Annotated in this window: 15 protein-coding genes and 4 tRNA genes; 13 read left to right on the top strand and 6 right to left on the bottom strand. The window is 47.3% G+C overall.

Annotated features, from left to right (window positions below; translation table 11 throughout):
- Window positions 1-176 precede the first annotated feature (176 nt).
- The gene (locus OCU49_RS21195) at window positions 177-1,973 is read left to right on the top strand and encodes a GIY-YIG nuclease family protein (RefSeq protein ID WP_261842522.1); all 1,797 of its coding nucleotides are present in this window, start codon (window positions 177-179) and stop codon (window positions 1,971-1,973) included.
- A gap of 178 nt (window positions 1,974-2,151) precedes the next feature.
- On the opposite strand, the gene msrB is transcribed toward OCU49_RS21195, so the two are convergent.
- From msrB to OCU49_RS21170, 4 genes are all read right to left on the bottom strand, one after another.
- Window positions 2,152-3,312: a peptide-methionine (R)-S-oxide reductase MsrB gene (gene msrB, locus OCU49_RS23715; protein ID WP_336605353.1), complete on the bottom strand. Its 1,161-nt coding sequence runs from the start codon at window positions 3,310-3,312 to the stop codon at window positions 2,152-2,154.
- Between the two features lie 96 nt (window positions 3,313-3,408).
- On the bottom strand, window positions 3,409-5,664 hold the full coding sequence (locus OCU49_RS21180) for a slr1591 family oxidoreductase (RefSeq protein WP_261842521.1): 2,256 nt from the start codon (window positions 5,662-5,664) through the stop codon (window positions 3,409-3,411).
- Window positions 5,665-6,133: 469 nt separating this feature from the next.
- A complete protein-coding gene (locus tag OCU49_RS21175; protein WP_261842520.1) occupies window positions 6,134-7,207 on the bottom strand; it encodes a hypothetical protein in 1,074 nt (357 codons plus the stop codon).
- A 64-nt stretch (window positions 7,208-7,271) separates the two neighbouring features.
- Window positions 7,272-8,108, bottom strand: a complete 837-nt coding sequence (locus OCU49_RS21170) for a CvfB family protein (RefSeq protein ID WP_261842519.1) — start codon at window positions 8,106-8,108, stop codon at window positions 7,272-7,274.
- Window positions 8,109-8,345: 237 nt separating this feature from the next.
- Here OCU49_RS21170 and OCU49_RS21165 point away from each other — a divergent pair.
- From OCU49_RS21165 to sbmA, 7 genes are all read left to right on the top strand, one after another.
- Window positions 8,346-8,436 (top strand) — tRNA-Ser (locus OCU49_RS21165).
- Between the two features lie 19 nt (window positions 8,437-8,455).
- A tRNA-Asn gene (locus tag OCU49_RS21160) sits at window positions 8,456-8,531 on the top strand.
- Between the two features lie 4 nt (window positions 8,532-8,535).
- Window positions 8,536-8,611: transfer RNA gene (locus tag OCU49_RS21155), tRNA-Lys, on the top strand.
- Between the two features lie 46 nt (window positions 8,612-8,657).
- Window positions 8,658-8,733, top strand: a tRNA-Lys gene (locus OCU49_RS21150).
- Between the two features lie 327 nt (window positions 8,734-9,060).
- Window positions 9,061-9,741, top strand: a complete 681-nt coding sequence (locus OCU49_RS21145) for a trypsin-like serine peptidase (protein WP_261842518.1) — start codon at window positions 9,061-9,063, stop codon at window positions 9,739-9,741.
- Window positions 9,742-9,844: 103 nt separating this feature from the next.
- A complete protein-coding gene (locus OCU49_RS21140; RefSeq protein ID WP_261842517.1) occupies window positions 9,845-10,609 on the top strand; it encodes a trypsin-like serine peptidase in 765 nt (254 codons plus the stop codon).
- A 240-nt stretch (window positions 10,610-10,849) separates the two neighbouring features.
- The gene (gene sbmA, locus OCU49_RS21135) at window positions 10,850-12,142 is read left to right on the top strand and encodes a peptide antibiotic transporter SbmA (protein ID WP_261842516.1); all 1,293 of its coding nucleotides are present in this window, start codon (window positions 10,850-10,852) and stop codon (window positions 12,140-12,142) included.
- Between the two features lie 83 nt (window positions 12,143-12,225).
- Here sbmA and OCU49_RS21130 read toward each other — a convergent pair whose 3' ends face one another.
- A complete protein-coding gene (locus OCU49_RS21130) occupies window positions 12,226-14,220 on the bottom strand; it encodes a methyl-accepting chemotaxis protein (RefSeq protein WP_261842515.1) in 1,995 nt (664 codons plus the stop codon).
- A gap of 343 nt (window positions 14,221-14,563) precedes the next feature.
- Between OCU49_RS21130 and carA the strand changes: the two genes are divergently transcribed.
- The 3 genes from carA (at window position 14,564) to greA (ending at window position 19,520) form a co-directional block, all read left to right on the top strand.
- The gene (carA, locus tag OCU49_RS21125; protein WP_261842514.1) at window positions 14,564-15,703 is read left to right on the top strand and encodes a glutamine-hydrolyzing carbamoyl-phosphate synthase small subunit; all 1,140 of its coding nucleotides are present in this window, start codon (window positions 14,564-14,566) and stop codon (window positions 15,701-15,703) included.
- A 114-nt stretch (window positions 15,704-15,817) separates the two neighbouring features.
- Window positions 15,818-19,024, top strand: coding sequence for a carbamoyl-phosphate synthase large subunit (gene carB / locus OCU49_RS21120; RefSeq protein WP_261842513.1), 3,207 nt, complete (start codon window positions 15,818-15,820; stop codon window positions 19,022-19,024).
- A 19-nt stretch (window positions 19,025-19,043) separates the two neighbouring features.
- Window positions 19,044-19,520: a transcription elongation factor GreA gene (greA, locus tag OCU49_RS21115; protein WP_261842512.1), complete on the top strand. Its 477-nt coding sequence runs from the start codon at window positions 19,044-19,046 to the stop codon at window positions 19,518-19,520.
- A gap of 101 nt (window positions 19,521-19,621) precedes the next feature.
- Here greA and OCU49_RS21110 read toward each other — a convergent pair whose 3' ends face one another.
- Window positions 19,622-19,924: a YhbY family RNA-binding protein gene (locus OCU49_RS21110; RefSeq protein ID WP_261842511.1), complete on the bottom strand. Its 303-nt coding sequence runs from the start codon at window positions 19,922-19,924 to the stop codon at window positions 19,622-19,624.
- A gap of 142 nt (window positions 19,925-20,066) precedes the next feature.
- Here OCU49_RS21110 and rlmE point away from each other — a divergent pair, with 142 nt between their 5' ends.
- Window positions 20,067-20,687 carry a 23S rRNA (uridine(2552)-2'-O)-methyltransferase RlmE gene (gene rlmE, locus OCU49_RS21105; protein ID WP_261842510.1) on the top strand — a complete coding sequence of 207 codons (621 nt, stop codon included), beginning with the start codon at window positions 20,067-20,069 and terminating at the stop codon, window positions 20,685-20,687.
- Window positions 20,688-20,782: 95 nt separating this feature from the next.
- Complete coding sequence (ftsH, locus tag OCU49_RS21100) at window positions 20,783-22,756, top strand: ATP-dependent zinc metalloprotease FtsH (protein ID WP_261845274.1); 1,974 nt, start codon at window positions 20,783-20,785, stop codon at window positions 22,754-22,756.
- The last annotated feature ends 46 nt before the right edge of the window (window positions 22,757-22,802 follow it).

Raw genomic sequence — 22,802 nt, 5'->3', positions numbered from 1 at the left:
AAAAAATCAAACAAAATTAATTGTTTGGATGTGTCTTTTTTATCATCGTTGTACTCCTTCCTGAAGATTCAAAAAAATATCTGAATTTCAAGTCTTACCTTTAAAAAAAGGATCACTATAATACGCGATCTTTTTGCCCTATCGGTTGTAGATTTTGTGTACGGAGTCATCCTCTTTTGATCGTTTTTACCATTACTAATACGACTACTGAACAGATTTATGTCGGTACCAGTCGGGAAGATATTGACCGACGCTGGGAAGTTATCCTGAAAGCGGCAGAAGCCGGCGTAGAAGCACACCTATATGATGATATCCGTGAATACGGAATAGACAGTTTTGCTGTCAGTGAGTGGGCGTTTGCTGAAGATACAGCAGAGTTGCGTGAACTGATGCAGGCTGCACTGGAAGAAACCGGCGGCACCAGCCTGCAAGGGTTAAAGCTTAAGGCGCCTAAAGCTCCGCGCCGTACGAAGCCTAAGGCAGCAGAAGAAGATCTCACCCGTGATGCCCTGTTGAATCTTGAAGAGCAAGGTTCAGAGTTACTGGATGAAGTGTCTATCAGTACTAAAGATCAGAGTTCTGATGACACGGCTGAAGCTGAAACCACTGAGCAGGCCGTTGAGCAAAAACAGAAAAAATCACCTGTCGCTATTGCTGCTGAAGAGGCAGAAAAACCAAGGCTATCTGACGCTGAGTGGGCAGCTAAGCGTAAGGCTGAGAAACTCGCCTACGACGAGCGTCAGGACCAGAAAATTAAAGAAAAGGTTGCCAAAGAAAGAGCTGCTGCCCGTGAAATGGCACTGTTGATTAGCCGTATGGATGCACGGGGTAAGAAACCCAAGAAAACAGCGGCGAAGAAGTCTGCGGCGACTAAGTCGGCAGCTAAAAGCAGTACTACGACACCGGCTAAGTCAGCGGCAGCATTACCTACTGGTCGTGTAAACTCTGCGGCAAAAGAGAAGAAAATTCGTGAAGCTATCGCGCAAGAAAAAGATGCGCGTATGGAAGAGCGGCAGGCACAGCAGCGGGCAGAAGCCGCTGAAATGGCAGCCCTGATTGCGCGTCTGGATTCCCGGGCGAGTAAGCCGAAGAAAGCGCCTGCGAAGGCGAAAGCAGCAACGAAATCAAAAGTAAAAACTTCTGTTAAGAGTGATGATAAGCCGCAAGCTCAGCCTGATGTTGCCATCGTTGCAACTGAGCAGGTTACAACCGTAGTGTCTGCATCTGTTCAGCCAATAGTGGATGCTATGGCTACTGATACGACGAATATTTTAGCTGATCAGGTTGCACCGGTAGTTGCTTCTGTGACGGAATCATCAGTTGATGTACCGGAGGAAGTAACAGCATTTACAGCGAATCGTGACTGCGTTAATGCTAACGGGAAGCAGGTGGTTGTTAGCCAGCGTAAGACACTGACACTGAAACGTCGCCAGCGCGTGGCTGATGCTGCTTCAGAGGCACAAAAGCCGACCGTGTCTGTGAATACGCAACGCGTACTTGAACATAACGCGACAATTACCTCACCTGTATTAGCAGAGGTATCTGTTACCGCAGCAGACGCTGAATCTGCTGCTTCAAATATGTCATTGCATCAGCAGCCAGTGTCTCAACCTGAAATTCAGCCTGAGGTATCTGAACCTAAGCCTGTTTCGGCGGCCGAGAAGAAATTGCTTGATCAGTTGGCTAATCAGGATGCAGAAACCACGGAAATGGCGAAGCTGATTGCTAAGGTTGCTGCGCGTAAAGCCTCGCTTCAGGCGACGCGTCGTGCGTCTACGGTGAAGAAACAAGCTGAAAAGCCTGCAGCTTCAGATGCCAGTCCTGTGGGTAAAGAGCAGCGTTTACGTCAGCTAGTTGCTGAAGAAAAAGCTAAGCGTCAGGCGAAAAAATCTAAGTCTGCAACCGGACAAAGCGATGAAATGGCATTGCTGATGGCGCGCCTGGAAGAAAAGCGGGCCAAATGCCGTAGCTAGGGGCTTCAGGCAATAGTTCAGATGATGCAAAGTGTATTGATGCGACACTGACTATTGCTGAAAAGAATGCAGACGCTGCGGACAGCGTCTGCGTTCGTTGGGGAACGAAAGGGTATTTCTGAAAAGGTTATTTCGAAAAGGCTGCGTTGAAAAGCCCGTTCCGAAAAGAGTGTTTCAGTTATTCAAATAGGCTAAGCAATTCCGGATAACCCGCAGCAGCCAACTGATCTTTCTCGATGAAGCGCATTGATGCAGAGTTAATGCAGTAGCGCAATCCGGTTGGTGCCGGACCATCCTTAAACACATGACCCAGGTGTGAGTCAGCATTTTGACTGCGTACTTCAGTACGGGTCATAAAAAAGCTGGAATCTGTATGCTCAACAATTGAGCTTGAGTACAGTGGTTTAGTAAAGCTTGGCCAGCCTGTACCAGATTTAAACTTATCTTTGGAAGAGAACAGTGGTTCACCGCTGACGATATCCACATACACGCCTTCACGTTTGTTATCCCAGAATTCATTACTAAATGGTCGTTCGGTAGCGTCTTCCTGAGTGACTTCATACTGTAGCTCTGTCAGAGTCTTTCTGAGCTCAGCGTCGCTGGGCTTTACAAAGTCGTTACGGTCCTGAGTAACCAGTTGCTGTGTGTTATCGTCACGGCCAAACTGAGTGAAGTCAGGGCTCAGGTCGTCTCCCCAGGTTTTCTGTAAATACTGATCGCGACCGGAGTTAAATCGGTAGAACTTATAACGGATCGGATTGGTTTTGTAATAATCCTGATGATAATCCTCTGCAGGATAGAATTTCTCCAGCTGAGTCAGCTCGGTTGCCAGTGGCTGGCTGTAACGACCTGAAGCTGCCAGTTCCATCATGGACTGTTCTGCAATTCTGCGTTGTGTTTCATTGTGGAAAAACACGCCTGGGCGATACTGACTACCACGGTCAACGAATGAGCCTGTGCCATCGGTAGGGTCCATCTGGCGCCAAAGAGATTCAACTAAACCGCGGTAAGTAATAACTTCAGGGTCATAGAATACCTGTACGGCTTCAGTATGGCCTGAAATGCCCCCTGCGACTTCTTGATAAGTAGGGGTCGTATCTTCACCGCCGGTATAACCTGAAATTGCTTCTTTCACACCAGGTAGCCTTTCAAAGCCGGCTTCGGTACACCAGAAACAGCCACCGGCAAAAGTTGCGATGGCGAGGCCTTCGCTGGTCATCGCATTTTTAGCAATAGGCGCAGCATTCTGGCTGGCCTGGTCATTGGCAGACCATACCAGAGCACTGGCACCGGCCACTGCGACAGCCAGAACGGCTGGGATGGCTATTTTTTTGTTCATGGTGTGTCCCTCAGAATTGGGTGCTTAGATCATGAAACACAGGTTAATTCTGAGGAATGAAACAAAGCTGAAAACTTAGATGTTTTTTTACTGTGCTTATTCCGGATTATTTTCCGGTTTGTTTTCCAGTCCAGTAATCAGGTTTATTTTTGCGCTGCAGCTGGTGATATCTGTGACTCGACCGATGACAGCTGTTTGTTTATAACCTTCGGCCTGAAGTGCGCTCAGGCAGGCGTCCAGCTTATCCGGGTGAATTGCTGCCAATAAGCCGCCGGCTGTTTGTGGATCAAACAATAACTCTTGTCGGCCAACAGATATGCTTTCAGCAATCTTTACTTTGTTACCGTAGCGTTGGTTATCGGGGTGAAGCGAGCTTTGTAAACCGCTTTCCAGACAAAGTTCAGCGCCTTCCAGAACAGGGAAGTTATCGCTCCATAGTTCAGCGTTGAGTCCGGCCGGTGTGAGCATTTCCAGCAGATGACCAGCTAAGCCAAAACCAGTGATATCAGTACAGGCCTTACAGTTAAATTCATTCAATACCTGACTAGCGCGAAAGTTAGAGTGTTGCATCTGTTGTAGAGCGTCGCTGATCCAGCGACCATGGGCCTGGCCACGCATATCACTGGCAAACAGAACACCGGTACCAATAGGTTTGGTGACCAGCAAGTAGTCTCCGGAATTTACACCGCCTTTTGTCATCAGTTGTTGAGGGTCTGCAAAACCATTTACAGCAAAGCCCAGTGATAATTCGCTACCTTCTGAGGTATGACCGCCAACCAGAGTAACGCCGGATTCGCTGAATATCTCTAATGCGCCTTTTAGCAGATGCAGAAGTTGTTCTTCCAGTAATTCATCACTGGCATGGGGCAGGGTAACCAAAGCCTGGGCACTGTGAGCGGAAGCACCCATAGCAAATACATCACCGAGTGCGTGTACAGCAGCAATTTTACCGAACAGGTAGTCATCGTTGATTAGTTGTCTGAAACTGTCCACGGACTGAACCAACAGCTTGCCGTCTGGCACGGCGATAACGGCGGCATCATCAGGGTGCTGCAAACCGACCGGTATATCTTCACTGAGGTTTGAGGGTAGCTGGGAGAGCACCCTTTGTAATACGGTATTGCCGACTTTAGCGCCACAACCACCACAGCGCATATCCGGATTTTCAACTTTAACCGTTTTAGTACTTTGTGCGTCGGGCAACATAGTAACTTCGCTGAAGCGGCGCATGAATTTTTGGTCGATATGGTTTTTCCAGTGCCAGATCAGGCGACCTGCCAGTGACCAGTTACTGCGGGAAGCAACGGCATATTTATCGCCAGTGCTTATTAAGCTGAGAAATTGTTTTTGCGGTTTAAACGGCGTGAGCTTTTTGCCTGCCAGTATTGCCAAAATATTCTTTAAGAGCGGCTTACCCTGGCGAACGGCAAACACCCCTGCTTTTGGCCGTGGGTGATTGACCATATCTGCAATATCACCACAGGCGAAAATGTTTGAGTGTGATAATGATTGCAGGCAATCGTTGACTTCAATACAGCCGGACGCACCAGTCTGTAAGCCAGCTTTTGCTGGCCAGTCTGCACCGGTAGCGGCCGTTGCCCAGATGATATAGTTCAAATCCAGTTTACGGCCGTCAGCAGTATGCAGGCAGTTTTCAGTGACCTGGCTGACAGTGAAACCAGTATGCGTATTTATATTTCGCTTGCTGAGTACTTTTCGGTATTTGGCCCGTACCTTATCGTTGTGATTGGGCAGTATGTCATCGGGGCCACTGACGACATGAAAATTTACCTTGTTAGCCAGGTTTGCTTGCTGCAGTTTATGCTGCATGGCGAGGACCACTTCAACAGCGCTGGCACCACCACCTACAGCACCTATTTGGAGCTGAACATCAGGTGTGATGTTGATGCGAGCCTGAATGGCTTGCCAGTGTGCTAAGAATTCGTCTACGGGTTTAACCGGGATGCTCCATTCACTGGCGCCAGGTACCTGATTGCGTCCGGGTACCGAACCGGTATCAATGCTGAGAATGTCGTAGTTAAAGTCAGGATGGTTAAGGCACTGAACCGTTTGTTTTTCCGGGTTAATTCCGGTGACCTGGTCTTCTATAAAGCTGATGCCGGCAAAGCGGCACAGGCGGCCAAGATCTATGTGTGCCTGATCAAAGCTATAGTGACCGGCGATCAACCCTGGCAGCATACCAGAGTAAGGTGTTTGGATAGCGTTGGATATCAAAGTGATTTTCACGCCTTCAGGTTTCTTCATGGCAAGCATGCGCAGTGCCAGTGCATGGGCGTGGCCGCCGCCAACAAAAATCAAATGTTTAGATTTTGGAGTGAGATCCTGTTGCATGAAGAAAACCGGGCTGGTGAAAGTGCGGCCTATAGTAGCTCAGGCCTGCGGGCATATACAGCCAGCAGATGCTGATTTATATCAGCAAACAGTTGCACTATGGTTGCTTAAGCTAAAGGGGGGAGAATACAGCCGGATAAAAAAATAGCGGGTGATAGCACCCGCTAAAAAACTTATGACAAGAGCCTGTAAAGCTTGGTTGTAAGTTTGCAGGCGACGCTGGCCAAATCAACGCCGCCTGCGATGACAAAGTATCGGTGAGGTGAGTACTTTGTCGACCACTTACGAGCGGAATTGATACTAATGCAAATAATAATGATTATCAATAAGTATTTGTAAATTATTCTTTGCCTGTTTATTTTTAATTTTGATCAGAAACCACTCGTTGTCTGTAAGCCTTTAGAATCAATGCTTGCAGAGGTTATGCAGATGTTTTTCCAAGGCTTATGCACAGAATATGTGGGTAACTTTAATTGTGGTGGTCTGCACGGGAGAGAATCGCAAAGCCCTGTTTATAACCCAGACCGCCATTACCATGAATACCTGCAAGTGAAGCCCGGCCTGTTGTTAGTGCCTGATAGCTGTCCACAAGGCTGCTTAGAGTGGGGTTATTCCATGGGCCTTTGGCGAGGTTCATACCTCCATTGAACGTTACTGGGTGTTTTGCCAGAAAGGATGTGAACTCAGCTGCGGAATCGATGAATTCTGCTGCAAACAGGAACGCCATTGGTACAACAGGGAAGCAGGTATAGACATCGAGAATTGCATTGCCCTGCAAAAACTCTGTTTTGAAATTCACACCTGATTGCTGACAGGCTCTTTGGTAGACCGTTTTCAGATGTCTGTATTCAGCGATTTCTTCAATGGCAGGTTTGCCATCCTGCAAAAGGGTCAGGCAACTGGCACCGAGTATCTCTACTTTTTCAGAGTCAGGTATTGCCAGTTTTTCAGCCGTTTCAGCGTTACAGAGAATTAACTGGCCGCAGAAGTCTTGTACAGGATTGGCGCAGTCAACGCCTCTGAATAAGTCGCTGATAGGGTTGAACCAGGAGGCGTTTGGAAGAGTGGCCTCTGGATTCTGTGTGGTAAAAGTTTGTAGGTAGTTATCGAAGAGGGATTTTGCTATCTCACGGAACTGCTCTTCGCTGAAGTCATGTTTATTCGCAAAGGTTTTACTAAGTTCGGTGTAGGCCGCTATTAATGAATAATCTCTGCCGTATATTTCCATACGTTGTAAGCGTTCGGCTTTTTCATATCCGGTGCGTAATGGATCATTACCGCTGATTACCACCGCGGTATTGGGTGACTGAAGTATTGAAATGGCCTGGGTTAATGCTTCTATAGGTGCGGCACCACTGCGGTAATGTCCGGCTTCAAGAGGGCTGTGCCAGTCGGTACTGAGGGGGTCTATGATCAGGTGGTGAAGGTTGATGCCTGCGCTTAACAGTTGTGCTTGCATTGCATGGCAATCATCGGGAGTTTGGCTACTCTCAAAGGACTGTCCATCAATTGTTTTAGTAGCGGCAATGATAAAAGCAGACATCAGGCTCTCCGGAAAAGGTTTGCCTGAGTCTAACAGGGTGCCACAGAAAGCGGCACTGGACGATTTACTTAGTGATCAGACGGATACCGCGTTCATCAATTATGATGCTACGTTCTTTGTAGAGGCGACCAATCGCGAGTTTGAAGGCTTTCTTGCTGACGCCGAATAGCTTGTAGATAACATCAGGTGGTGTTTTATCATTGCAGGCAATGAAACCATCCTGGTCCTCCAGCATATGCATAATGCGCTTACTGACGTCGTCGGTTTTACCGTACCCAAGTTTTTGCAGGCTTAGGTTTATTTTGCCGTCAGGACGAATTTGCTTAATAAAACCTTTCATTTTCTGACCGTAACGCAGTGGCTTAAATACGTCGTTATCATAAACAACGCCCCAGTGGGTGCCGTCAATGATGGCTTTGTAGCCAATGTGCGTGTGGTCTTCAATGAGCAGGTCTACCTGTTGGCCTTTCTTGAATGAGTGTGGGTAGTTATCCAGAAATTTGTTGAGCTTGGTTGAGCCGGCAATTCGATCGGTCTCGTTATCCAGGTAGGTATAAACGATATATTTTTTTTCTTCTTCGATAGCTTGCTTCTGTTCGTTAAAAGGAACCAGTAAGTCTTTTGGTAATCCCCAGTCGAAGAAGGCACCAATGCGGTTCACAGAAACGGCGGTTAAGCAGGCGAACTCACCGACGGCTGTTTTAGGTTCCAGTGTGGTTGCGATCAGGTAGTCTTCCGAATCCAGATAAATGAATACATCCAGTGTGTCGCCGACTTTGGTGTTTTCAGGAACATAGCGAACAGGCAGCAGAATATCGCCAAGTTCTTCACCGTCAAGATAGACGCCGAACTTAACCTCTTTTACTACTTTTAATTGATTGCTTCTGCCAATAGTTGCCATGTGTGTGTCCAGTTGGATTCAGTAAGGTTCTGCAGTGGTTTTATTCACTATAGCCGTGACGACATTATCCCAGTTATATGATGGGAAATTAAGGCCTGAGGGTTGTGATAAGTACCTTGTATATCATCAGCATAGTTGAGCATGAAGGCTACTCTGTTTTTTTGCTAAAAAGTTGCGGTTTTTTTAACGTGAGTGTTGACACAAAATCAGAATCCTTTATTATACGCGCCACTCACAGGAGGGGTGGCTGAGTGGTTGAAAGCACCGGTCTTGAAAACCGGCGAGGGTTAATAGCCCTTCCAGGGTTCGAATCCCTGCTCCTCCGCCATTTAATGTGAGTACGTTGTTCCTCGATAGCTCAGTTGGTAGAGCAGTAGACTGTTAATCTATTGGTCGCTGGTTCGAGTCCAGCTCGAGGAGCCACAACGGGTCGTTAGCTCAGTTGGTAGAGCAGTTGGCTTTTAACCAATTGGTCATAGGTTCGAATCCTATACGACCCACCACTTTTTCTGGGTTCTTCAGATGAGTGGTATGGGAGAAGTACAGCGTGGGTTGTTAGCTCAGTTGGTAGAGCAGTTGGCTTTTAACCAATTGGTCATAGGTTCGAATCCTATACAACCCACCACTTTCTCTTCATTCTTATTTTTCCTTTCTTATTCTTTACCAGATTTTATATTAAGTTTGCTTTTCGTCGTCTCAGATATCTTTGTTTTGTTATTTTATCTGCCTTGTATAGACGTATTTGTTCTCTTGGGATGCTAGTTCCTCTGCTAAGCTGTGAAGACCCGGTGCAGGATGCGGCGGCAGGGGTAATTCAAAACATTTAAACGTTATGATTCATAGAATTGAATCGGGGGTGAGCGGAAAGGGAGTTCTGTGTGACATCTGGATAGCTGTTCTTGTTATCTGGTTCTTAATTGCTGAGGCGCAAGGTGGTCCGGCATCTGTTTTTTTGTCTGAAAAAAATTATCAGCCACATACTTATCCACAGAGAGTTCGGGTTTCAGAGCAGATTTTTCCCTGGCGTGCGATTGGTCGTATTAATTTAGCTGGTCGTGGTTATTGTACGGCGACTTTGGTGGCACGGGATGTTGTGCTTACGGCGGCGCATTGTATGTGGAATCGTGAAACTGGACGCTGGTATCCGTTGCAATATCTTACATTTGTGGCCGGTGTGCATGGTGATGCTGTACAGGGAAGTTCGCGCATTAAACGAATGTTAGTATCACGCAAAGTGAAGGCTGCTGTTAATCCGGTGAATAAACCCTGGCGGGATGTCCGGTCAGACTGGGCGTTGTTGAGGTTGGCTGAGCCGCTCGGTGATTCATTAGGGTTTCTGACTTTGTCTGATGGTCGGCAAGTATCTGTTGGAATGCCGGTTGTGCATGCCGGATACAGAGAAGACTATCAGAGAGTTCTGACCGTGCAGCGTGGTTGTTTTATTACCGGTGTGCATGATCAGCGTCGTTTACTCAGAAGTAATTGTCAGAGTAAGCGAGGTGATTCCGGCGGCCCTCTTTTATTAAACAAAGGTGGGCGCTGGTATTTGCTGGGGTTGCACAGTGTCAGAGCGGGACGGTTTCAGAGTCTGGCTGTTGCATCCAGGGTTTACTCAGGGCTCTGGTCAGATTGATGATGTTGTCTGGTTAGTTGGCCTGAGAGTATCTTTATGTTCTAGTTTAAATTTTATATCTTGAGTGCTTAGTGATGCTTTGGTTAATACGGGTGTTTTGTTTGTGAGTAAAGTTTCTCGGTTGTTTCTGTCTTTGTTGCTTGGTGGGCTTTGTGTGCTTGCAGGGCAATTTGTGTTGGCGGCAGATAAATCCAGCTCTGCATTGCATAAAAATTACCCAGATGCGCGAAAGTGGGTGTCCAGTCAGCAGTATCCCTGGCGGGCAATTGGGCGGATAAATCTGGCCGGGTATGGGCATTGTACCGCGACATTGGTGGCTGAAGATGTGGTTTTGACGGCTGCGCATTGTTTGTGGAACTCGCGAGTCGGACGATGGTATCCGCCAAAGTATGTGACCTTTGTCGCTGGCGTTGAAAAAGAAACCTTTCAGGGGGTAGCTAAAGGCGTGGCTATGCAAATTGCGCCTGGGTATAAGTACTCTAAACAAAATGAAATGAATAAGGTAAAACGGGACTGGGCGTTGCTAAAACTGAGCCGCCCGCTGGGTAAGCAATTAGGTTATTTACCCCTGTTGGATGCTAAAGGTGTGTTTCAGGGGAAGTCTCTGGTGCAGGCAGGATATCGGGGTGATCGGGCTTTTGTGTTGACTGTTCAGTCAGGCTGTAAAGTTAAAGCTTTGCATGATGGTAATCGCTTACTTCAGAGTAACTGTCGGACAACGGGTGGTGATTCTGGTGGTCCGGTATTGTCTGAAGAGAAAGATGGCTGGTATTTGGTTGGTTTGCATAGTGGGCGTTTGGAAACGGATGAAAGTCTGGCGGTAACGACTGAAAATTTTGCGCCGCAAAAGGTGGGTTGGAAATGGTAGCAGCCACTGTTTGAGTGCGGAAAAAGTGTAGTGATGTTTATATGTTATTTGCTGTGCTGTTGATGGTCTTCTAAGCTTTTATGTTTTGTAAGTATAAGAAAGCAAAATATTATTTGTTTTGTTAAGGCATGCTCACGTTATGGTTCTCTGTTAATCTGTATGTTGATCGGTGTGGAAGGAATCCTGAACTTTTGCCTTTGATGCCCGTCTTACAGAGACTCGCCTGATAGGAATGTTTTTATGTTTAAATCTTTTTTCCCTAACCCGAAGTTGTTTTTTTTATCGGTGGTACTGTTTTCGGGTTTTAGTTGTGCGATCTGGTATGGGTTCAATGAAGAAATGGCCGCTCTGGTCGGCTTGAATACTACGGATGAGCAGCCGGTTATTGGTTTAGGGCATTTTGTTACAGATTCATTTTTGCTTTTTTATGGTTATTACTTTCTTTGCACGGCTTTGTTTGCTTTGTTTTGGTTTAAATATGCCAATCATAAGTGGCAGTGGTGGTCGATTGCCGGTTCATCGGCGATTCTGTTTTCGACCTATTTTTCTGTTCAGGTTTCAGTGGCGATTAACAATTGGCGTCGGCCGTTTTTCGATTTAGTTCAGACTGCGTTGAAGCCGATTGATCCTGAAGGCGGAGAGGTGGCTGCTTCAGTCACGGATGAAAAAGTCTCTTCAGTTTCCTCTGAGCTGTTTGATCTGATTATTATATTTTCTGAAATAGCTTTTCTGGCTATTTTTGTGTTTGTCGTGACACGCTTTTTTGTTAGCCACTTTATCTTCCGTTGGCGTACAGCAATGAATGAGTATTACACCGCTCGTTGGGAGCAGGTACGTAATATTGAGGGTGCATCACAGCGGATTCAGGAAGATACCATGCGATTTGCATCAATTATGGAAGGCTTGGGTGTCTCCATTATAGATTCTGTGATGACTTTGTTTGCCTTTTTGCCGGTGCTTTGGGCGCTTTCCGATTACGTATCAGAGTTGCCTGTGGTGGGTGCGATTGCGCATCCGTTGTTCTATGCCGCTTTGGTGTGGGCGATTTTTGGTACAGGTTTATTGGCGCTGGTGGGTATTAAGTTGCCAGGTCTGGAATTTAAAAATCAGAGGGTGGAAGCTGCTTTCCGTAAAGAGCTGGTATATGGCGAGGATGATGAGACCCGCGCTGAGCCGGTTACACTGAGGGAGTTGTTTGGTAACGTACGTAAAAATTACTTCCGTCTATATTTTCATTACATGTACTTTAACGTTGCCCGCATGATGTATTTGCAGGCAGATAATATATTTGTATTTGTATTGCTGGTGCCGACGATTGCGGTAGGGGCAATTACATTTGGTGTGTTACAGCAGATTTTGACTGCCTTTGGTCAGGTGAGTAACTCGTTCCAGTATCTGGTGAATTCATGGACAACTATTGTAGAGCTGTTGTCTGTTTATAAGCGTCTGGCATCTTTTGAGGCAGTTATTCATCATCAGCCGTTGCCTGACATAGACAGTGAAGCGATTGCTGAGCCGGGTACTGCTCAGTAAGTGAAGTGCTGAGTAAGCGTTAGGTTATACAATTAGGTTTTGAAGCCCTGATGCTTTTTGGTATCAGGGCTTTTTTGTGGGTCTTATCTGTCTCGGCTTGTTTTGTTCTCTGAGAAGTTAGCTAGCAGGCTGAGTAAGTCGTTACTGATGTTTTTAACGTTGCTGGCATATTGCTGATTGTTGTCTGATTCCTGAGCGGCGCGATTGGATTGCTCAACAGTTGACTGAATAATGTTGGCTATGTGGTGGGTCATATTCGACTGGTCTTCAGCGGAAGCGGCGATAACGCCATTCATCTGATTGATGTCATCGATAGCATTACGGATATCGTCAATGTTTTGTTTGGCGTTATCAGCGAGTGAGACAGTGTGCTGAACGATGCTCTGCTGGTGTTCAATACGGTTGGAAGACTGATCAATTGCGCCGTTTAGCTTGAGAATAATGGCATTAATCTGCTCGGCAGCGGTTGTAGTGTTACTGGCTAGGCCTCTGACTTCGTCGGCAACTACAGCAAAACCTCTGCCTTGCTCGCCGGCTCTGGCAGCTTCAATAGCAGCGTTGAGGGCTAGTAAGTTGGTTTGGTCGGCGAGTTTTTGAATGACACTCAGTGCAGTGCCGATGTTTTTTCCGTCTTCTTTTAATGCCTGGAATGTCTTGTGGGTTGCCTTCGTTTCGGATACCAGGCTGAGAATGCTTTCTTGGGTGTTATTCATCTGATTAACGCCATTGATACTGAGTTTGATTGCCTGTTGTGTGGAGTCAGAAGTATGAATGGCGTTTCGCACAACTTCAGTATTTGACTGGCGGAGCTTGGCAACTTCGTCGGCGACCTCACGGGTAGCAGATTGCTGTGCCGCGACGACATCATCTAGCGAGCTGGCACTGTTGTTGAGGTCTTTGCCGAGCTGTCCCAGGCTGATGCTTTGTTGGTCTAGCTGGGCGATCAGTTGCTGTAGGTAATTAGTGAGCTGGTGGCTGGCATTGTTAAGTGTATTGACCTCGTTAATGCTGCTTTTCTCGGAAGTAAGCAGTGAAAGGTTACCATTGGCCAATTGTTCAATGTTAATGCTGGTGTTGCGGAGTGTTTTGCTAAGTAAGGTGTTAACTGTACTCATCAGGATGGCGACGAGGGTTATCAGTGATACGCAACAAACTAACAGTATGTATACGTTATCTTCTGTCGCCTGGTATTGCTGATCGGCATATTCCTTCAGGTGTTGCAGGGTGGTTTCCAGGGCAGTGATCTGTTGCAGGCTATTGTTGCTGGCGGAGGCTTTGGTTGTGTATATGTTTTCAATATTGTTCAGATCTTTCAGGTAACGGCGCAGCAAGCTGGCTGTTTCATCTATGTATGTGTCGCCGAGTTCTTCCTTATTGGTATCGCTGCTTGTTTCTGTTTCGAATCCCAGCAGTGATTGCAGGTCATCCTCTTCGGCTTCTGCGAATATGTTAAGGCGTGGCAGATTACGTAGCGTTTCCAGTTGTTGGGTGAGCTGGTTGAGCGTGAGCTGCAGGTTGCTTCTGTTTCTGTTTTCGCTGTAGAAATAGCGCTCCCGGCTTTGGCTGAGTGTTGGTAGTTGTAATAATAGAAGTTCAGTTTGCTGTTGGTAACGGTTGGCAAGTTGGATTTTGTTTGTGGGTGCCTGCTTTGTGTAATCGGTGAGTTGGCTGAGGCTGGCGAGTATTTCGCTTTCCGCATTTATGAGCAATGATTGCGGGTTTTTTAGCTTTCCAGCTTCGCGTAATTCAAAAAGAGCAGTGGACTGCAAGTTTTGCAGTTGTGTGTGTAGCTGTTCACGTGATTTTTGTGGAAGAGTTTGAAGTGGTGATGTCTCATCGTTAAGTGCATTGATGCTGTTATCGATATCGGTAAGCAATGTTGCATCAGCTAGCCTAAGATAAGTCAGTACCGGACGGCTGATGGTGTTGGTTATATGCTGTTGCAGGTCAGTATATTGACGAGTGGCATTGAAATTCTGGTTGAGTTCAGAGAGTGACCAGGTCATCGCCATGGCCAAGATGCTGACGATCAGTAATAAAGCAGCAGTGGTCAGGCGGTTGATGTTGGATATTTTCATTGTCTTCGTTTCCGGATTGCAGGTGTAAGAGCGAATTACATCCTTAAAAATCGCCGCTATTAAATGCTTTACGTATGACGAAACGATGACAGGGGATAAGGTGCTTCCTCAGAGTGGTGAATATACTTATGAATGGTTATTGCTGTTTAAGGATGAAGGATGGCCATAGACAGTGGCTGGGTAATGGACTAAAATACGGCCGTTTTGCATATAGTAAATGCACCAGTCGAATTATTGAGAAAGCGAGACGGACTTTTGTTCTGTCTCGCTTTTTTGCAACTTATCGGCTGCTAATTATAAGTTATTGATTCTGTTTAGATGCGCTCTAAGCGGGGAGGTTGATTTGACAAGACCAGCCATTCTGGCCCTTGAAGACGGAAGTATCTTCCGGGGAGTAGCTATTGGCGCGGATGGCCAGTCATCGGGCGAAGTGGTATTTAACACTTCTATGACTGGATATCAGGAGATACTGACGGATCCGTCCTATTGCCGTCAGATTGTGACTCTTACATACCCGCATATTGGCAACGTGGGCACGACGAAAGAAGACGAAGAGTCCGCTAAAACCTGGGTTGCCGGTCTTGTAATCCGAGATCTGCCATTGCTGGCAAGCAGCTGGCGTAATGAGCAGAACCTTGATGATTACCTGAAGGCCAATAATATTGTTGGTATCGCGGATATCGATACCCGTCGTCTGACGCGTATTCTGCGTGAAAAAGGTTCTTTAGGCGGTTGTGTTATGGCCGGCGAAGACCTGAGCGAAGCGGATGCACTGGCTGCAGCGCAAGCGTTCCCGGGTCTGAAGGGTATGGATCTGGCGAAGGTTGTGAGCACTGAAGAAGCTTATGACTGGACGTCTTCTACCTGGGATCTGGTTGACGGTCATTCAGACCGTCCTGCTGAAGAATTGCCTTACCATGTAGTTGCTTACGATTACGGTGTGAAGCGTAACATTCTGCGCATGCTGGTAGAGCGCGGTTGTCGTTTGACGGTCGTGCCTGCTCAGACATCTGCTGCTGAGGTTATGGCGCTGAATCCTGATGGCGTTTTTCTGTCGAATGGTCCTGGTGATCCAGAGCCGTGTGACTATGCCATTAAGGCTATCGGTGAAATCTGTGACACTGATGTACCTGTGTTCGGTATTTGTCTGGGTCATCAGCTATTGGCGCTGGCATCCGGTGCAAATACAGTGAAGATGAAGTTCGGTCATCACGGTGCAAACCACCCGGTGCAGGATTTGAAGTCTTCACAGGTGCTGATTACCAGTCAGAACCACGGTTTTGCAGTGGATGAAGATTCTCTGCCTGAAACCATCCGTGCAACTCATAAGTCGCTGTTTGACGGTTCCCTGCAGGGAATTGAAAGAACTGACCGGGTAGCATTTAGCTTCCAGGGGCATCCTGAAGCTAGTCCGGGCCCACACGATGTGGCCCCTCTGTTTGATCGCTTTATTGCGGCAATGGCAGAGCATAAGGCGGGCTGATTTTCCCGTCGCAGCAATATTTTCCGCCCGGTATATCCGGGCGGATTTGAATTAAGAGAGTTTTACCGGCTGGTAAAATTCCCGTTGAATCTTTTTAAGATCGGTTGATTACACATGCCTAAACGTACGGATATACAAAGTGTTCTGATCCTCGGTGCGGGGCCTATCGTTATCGGTCAAGCCTGTGAGTTTGACTATTCAGGTGCTCAAGCCTGTAAAGCCCTTCGTGAAGAAGGCTATCGCGTTATCCTGGTGAACTCTAACCCAGCCACCATTATGACCGATCCAAGTATGGCTGATGCGACTTACATCGAGCCTATTCAGTGGCAGACTGTTGCCAAAATTATCGAGAAAGAACGTCCGGATGCGGTTTTGCCGACCATGGGCGGTCAGACTGCACTGAACTGTGCGCTGGATCTTGAGCGCGAAGGTGTGCTGGAGCAGTTTGGCGTAGAGATGATCGGTGCGAATGCCGATACTATCGATAAAGCTGAAGACCGTAACCGTTTTGATAAGGCGATGAAGTCAATTGGTCTGGAATGCCCACGTGCTGCGATTGCTCACAGCATGGAAGAGGCTATTCAGGTTCAGGCACAGTTGGGCTTCCCTTGTATTATCCGTCCATCGTTCACTATGGGTGGTACTGGTGGTGGTATCGCATACAACAAAGAAGAATTTGTTGAAATCTGCGAGCGTGGTCTTGATCTGTCTCCGACCAGCGAACTGCTGATCGATGAGTCGCTGATCGGCTGGAAAGAATACGAGATGGAAGTTGTCCGTGACAAAAACGACAACTGCATCATTATCTGTGCGATCGAGAACTTCGATGCAATGGGTGTACATACCGGTGATTCCATCACTGTTGCACCGGCACAGACTTTGACTGATAAAGAATATCAGATCATGCGTAATGCCTCCCTGGCAGTACTGCGTGAAATCGGCGTAGAAACAGGTGGTTCTAACGTACAGTTCGGTATGTGTCCGAAGACTGGCCGTATGGTTGTTATCGAAATGAACCCGCGGGTATCCCGTTCTTCTGCGCTGGCATCTAAAGCAACTGGTTTCCCAATTGCTAAAGTTGCTGCAAAGCTGGCGATTGGTTACACCCTGGATGAGTTGCAGAACGATATTACTGGCGGTGCGACTCCAGCATCTTTTGAGCCGGCAATCGATTACGTTGTTACTAAGATTCCTCGCTTTACTTTTGAGAAGTTCCCGCAGGCTAACGACCGTTTGACAACTCAGATGAAGTCTGTTGGTGAAGTAATGGCGATTGGCCGTACTCAGCAGGAGTCTCTGCAGAAAGCGCTACGCGGTCTGGAAGTTGGTGCAACCGGTCTTGATCCTATCGTTAATCTGGACGACGAAGATGTGCGTTCCGATATTATTCGTGAGATGAAGCAGCCTGGTGCTGAGCGAATCTGGTACCTGGCAGATGCTATGCGTCTGGGTATGTCTATGGAAGAGCTGTATGAGCTATCCGGCATTGACCCGTGGTTCCTGGTTCAGATCGAAGACCTGATTAAAGAAGAAACACGTGTTTCTGAAATGGCGTTGTCTGAGCTAAACAAAGACACGCTGTATCGCCTGAAGCGTAAAGGTTTCTCTGATGCCCGTCTGGCAACTTTGCTGGGTGTGAGTGAGAAGCAGTTGCGTAAACAGCGCCATAGCTTTGATATTCGTCCGGTCTTTAAGCGGGTTGATACTTGCGCCGCTGAATTCGCGACAGATACCGCTTACATGTACTCCACTTACGAAGAAGAGTGTGAGTCTAAGCCGTCAAATCGTGACAAAATCATGGTTATTGGTGGTGGTCCGAACCGTATTGGTCAGGGCATTGAATTTGATTACTGCTGTGTACATGCTGCGCTGGCGGCACGTGATGCCGGTTTTGAAACGATCATGGTTAACTGTAACCCTGAAACTGTTTCAACAGATTATGATACATCTGACCGCTTATACTTCGAGCCGATTACGCTGGAAGATGTATTGGAAATTGTGCATGTTGAACAGCCTAAAGGCGTGATCGTGCAGTACGGTGGTCAGACACCTCTGAAGTTAGCGTTAGCGCTGGAACAGGCGGGTGTGCCTATCATTGGTACATCTCCTGAGGCGATTGACCGTGCTGAAGACCGTGAGCAGTTCCAGCAGATGCTGAAGCGTCTGGGTCTGAAGCAGCCTGAAAACGCGACTGTGCGTAGTCAGGAGCAGGCGATCATCGAAGCAGCTAAACTGGATTACCCGCTGGTTGTGCGTCCTTCGTACGTACTGGGTGGGCGTGCGATGGAAATCGTTTATAACGAATCTGAATTGCGTCAGTACATGAATACTGCTGTACAGGTATCTCATGATGCACCTGTATTGCTGGATCACTTCTTGAATGCTGCGGTTGAAGTCGATATCGACGCGATCTGCGATGGCGAAACGGTTGTGATCGGTGCGATCATGCAACATATCGAGCAAGCGGGTGTTCACTCAGGTGACTCTGCATGTTCTCTGCCACCGTACAGTTTGCCTGCTGATGTACAGGATCAGATGCGTGATCAGGTTAAGAAGATGGCGCTGGAACTGGGTGTGGTTGGTCTGATGAACGTTCAGCTGGCTTACCAGGACGGTGAAATCTACGTAATTGAAGTGAACCCGCGTGCTTCCCGTACTGTGCCTTTCGTATCTAAGTGTATCGGTGTTTCGCTGGCGAAAATCGCTGCGTTGGTTATGACTGGTAAGAAACTGAGCGAGCTTGGTTTTACTGAAGAAATCGTACCTGAAATGTTCAACGTGAAAGAAGCTGTTTTCCCGTTCAACAAATTCCAGGGTGTTGACCCTATTCTGAGCCCGGAAATGAAGTCCACCGGTGAAGTGATGGGTGTTGGTGAGACCTTTGGCGAAGCTTTCATGAAAGCTGTTCGTGGTGCTGGTGAAAAGATGCCTGTTAAGGGTAAGGCTTTCATTTCAGTGCGTGATGTTGATAAGCAGGGTGCGTTGCAGTTAGCGCGTGATCTGCAGGATCTGGGTTTCTCGCTGGTAGCAACCAGCGGTACCGCGACACTGTTGACCGATGCAGGTATCGAAGTTGGTTTGGTGAATAAGGTAATGGAAGGTCGTCCGAACATTGTTGATATGTTGAAGAACGACGAGATTGCTTATGCCATTAACACGACTGAAGGCCGTAAAGCGATTGCGGACTCTGCTGAGATCCGTCGTTCTGCTCTGCAGCACAAGGTGCCTTACACTACTACTCTGGCTGGCGCTGAAGCGATGATCATGGCTATGCAATACGGTGAAGAGAAGGTTGTACGCCGTTTGCAGGATCTGCACTAAGTTATAAGAGAGACTTGATATGCAAAAATTTCCAATGACAGTGCAGGGTGAAAAGGCCCTACGCGAAGAGCTTGATGACCTGAAGACTGTTCAGCGTCCGACGGTTATTGCCGCAATTGCGGATGCTCGCGAGCACGGTGATTTGAAAGAAAATGCTGAATACCATGCTGCGCGTGAGCAGCAGGGTTTCATTGAGGGGCGGATTCAGGATCTGGAAGGTAAGCTTGGTGCTGTTCAGGTAATTGATGTAACTCAGATTCCTCATAGCGGCAAAGTTATCTTCGGTACAACTGTGGATATCGTCAATCTGGATACTGACGATACTGTCAGTTATCAGATTGTGGGTGAGGATGAGGCCGACATCAAAAATCGTAAGATTTCTGTTGGTTCTCCAATTGCCCGTGCCCTGATAGGCAAAGAAGAAGGTGATGTGGTTGTCGTTAACACGCCGGGTGGCGCTGTTGAATATGAAATTGACCAAGTGCATCACGTATAAGTATTTCTGTGTATCAGAAACGAAGAAACCGCCATTTGGCGGTTTCTTTTTATCTGCTTAGCTTTTTAAGCAGCAGATTTAACTGTTTGCTGTCATAGTATTTAGCGCAGCAGGTTTGACAATTTAGGGTTCGGGTTTTGCGCTGCACGGTATAGTAGTGCAATGTTGCCGATTTCCTGAACGATTTGCGCTTCGACAATCTGGCTCATTTCTTTGATTAGAGCTTTTTTGACGGTGCGATCGCCAACAACGAATTTAACCTTGATCAGTTCATGATCTTCCAGGGCGCGGTCTGCTTCAAGCAGAATGTTTTCGTTGAGGCCATTCCCGGCAACGGTAATGATCGGATTCAGGCCGTGGCCTATGCTACGGAACTGCTTCTTTTGCGCTGTGGTTAAGCTCATACTAAAATACTTGGCCTTTAAAATGATGGGGATTGCAGGCGGGTTTACAGGTTGACTTGTAAGTGCTGCAAATTTAGCCGCAATTTTACCTCACTTAAGCCTTCCAGAGTAGCGTTGGCTGATATTCAATCGGTAGGTTAATTTGTCCAGATCAAAAAGCAGTGGTCGTTGGCTGCAAGAACACTTCGACGATCAGTATGTAAAAAAGTCCAAAGAAGATGGTTATCGTTCTCGTGCCAGCTATAAGTTGTTGGAACTAAACCAGAAAGATAAACTGATCCGACCTGGTATGACTGTCGTAGACCTTGGGGCTGCGCCTGGTGGCTGGTCTCAGGTGGCTGCGGAGCTTGTCGGTGATAATGGTCGGGTCGTCGCATCAGACATATTGCCGATGGACAATTTGCCCGGTGTGCAGTTTATTCAGGGGGACTTTACGGAGGAGTCTGTATTGAATGAGATTCTGCAAACTCTGGGAGATGAGCTGTCAGACCTTGTAATTTCGGATATGGCCCCCAATATGAGTGGTATGTCCGCAATAGATCAGCCGGCAGCTATGTACCTTGTTGAGTTGGCGCTGGATCTGGCACGGACAACTTTACGTCCCGGTGGTGATTTTATTGCCAAGGTTTTTCAGGGTGAAGGCTTTGATGACTATATGCAGGATGTAAAAAGTAGTTTTACTAAGGTTTATACTCGTAAGCCGGACGCCTCTCGGGCGCGTTCCCGTGAAGTTTATATGGTTGGGCGTAATTTCCGGCCGTAAATATGGTCAAAGCCTGTGAAGTACTGTAGTTTTTGCAGGCTTGGGTTTTAAGACACAAAGTTAAGTAGCAAACAGAGGGTCATCCTTTGAACGATATGGCAAAAAATTTAGTACTGTGGCTGGTAATCGCGGCAGTACTGCTGACAGTTTTTAATAATTTTAGCGGTGAAACCAGTACGCAGTCGCTAAATTATTCGGAATTCATTACAGAAGTGAAGGACGATCGGGTCAGTAAGGTAATCATCGAGGGTTATACCATCGAAGGTTTCCGTAAGAATGGTGAACGTTTTCAGACTGTGCGTCCTGCATTGCAGGATCCGAAGTTAGTTGATGATCTTTATAATCACAATGTAGTTATCGAAGGTAAGCAGCCTGAGAAGCAAAGCGTTTGGACGCAGTTGCTGGTTGCTAGCTTCCCTATCCTGGTAATTATTGCTGTGTTTATGTTCTTCATGCGTCAAATGCAGGGCGGAGGCGGCGGTAAAGGCGGCCCGATGTCTTTTGGTAAGTCCAAAGCGCGGATGATGAGTGAAGATCAGATTAAAACAACTTTTGATGACGTGGCTGGTGTAGAAGAAGCCAAAGAGGAAGTGAAGGAGCTGGTTGATTACTTACGTGATCCCGGTAAATTCCAGCGTTTGGGTGGCCATATCCCTCGCGGTGTTTTGATGGCGGGTAACCCTGGTACAGGTAAAACTCTGTTAGCTAAGGCAATTGCCGGTGAAGCTAAGGTGCCGTTCTTTACAATCTCAGGTTCTGACTTTGTCGAAATGTTCGTAGGTGTTGGTGCATCCCGGGTGCGTGACATGTTCGAACAGGCTAAGAAGAATGCGCCATGTATCATCTTTATTGATGAGATCGATGCGGTAGGTCGACACCGTGGTGTTGGCATGGGTGGTGGTAATGATGAGCGTGAACAGACTCTGAATCAGTTGCTGGTTGAAATGGACGGCTTTGAAGGTACGGAAGGTGTTATCGTAATTGCAGCGACTAACCGTCCTGACGTTCTTGACCCTGCGTTGTTACGACCAGGTCGTTTTGACCGTCAGGTGCATGTAGGGCTGCCGGATATCCGTGGTCGTGAACAGATTCTCAAAGTACACATGCGTAAGGTTCCTCTGGGTGATGATGTTAAGCCTGAGCTAATTGCTCGTGGTACGCCTGGCTTCTCTGGTGCAGATCTGGCTAACCTGGTTAACGAAGCGGCTCTGTTTGCTGCGCGTGCCAGCAAGCGCACTGTTGGTATGGATCAGTTTGAAAAAGCGAAAGATAAAATCATGATGGGCGCTGAGCGTAAATCGATGGTTATGTCTTATGAGGAGCGTCTGAATACGGCGTACCATGAATCAGGTCACGCGATTGTTGGTCGCTTACTGCCTGAGCATGACCCTGTGTATAAGGTTTCTATTATTCCACGTGGCCGTGCGCTGGGTGTGACTATGTTCCTGCCGGAAGAAGACCGCTATAGTCACAGCCGTAAAATGCTGATGGCAAATATCTGCAGTTTGTATGGCGGCCGTATTGCTGAAGAAATGACCTTGGGTAAAGACGGTGTGACCACTGGTGCGTCCAATGATATTCAGCGTGCTACAAGCATTGCCCGTAATATGGTTACGCGCTGGGGTCTGAGTGAAGAGCTGGGGCCATTGCTGTACGATGAAGAAGAATCTGATCCGTTTAACCGTGGTTATGGTCAGGGTAGTAAGCCGATTTCTGAAGAATTGCAGCAGAAAATTGATGCAACGACGAGAACGATTATCGATGACTGTTATGCTAAGGCATACAAAATGCTTGAAGATAATCGCGACATCCTTGAGACAATGACGCAAGCATTGATGAAGTATGAAACGATTGATTCTTCACAGATTGATGAATTAATGGCCCGTACAGAAGTTTCTGAGCCGGAAGGTTGGAGTGATAGCGATTCTAAGAAAGATGAGCCTAAGTCTGATTCTTCTGCGCCAGGTGCTGATGCTTCCGATAAGCAAGAAGAAGCTTCTGATGATATGCCTCGTGATGATGATGAGCAGCGTGATCAGCCGGATGCACCAGATCAAAATCTGCATTAATACCCAGCAGTGAAATATTAAAAGGTCAGCACGTTTCTGTGCTGGC

The sequence above is a fragment of the Aliamphritea ceti genome, from assembly GCF_024347215.1.
Classification (GTDB): Bacteria; Pseudomonadota; Gammaproteobacteria; order Pseudomonadales; family Balneatricaceae; genus Amphritea; species Amphritea ceti.
The sequence above is the reverse complement of the archived record's forward strand: the minus strand, read 5'-3'. Positions and strand labels throughout refer to the sequence as shown.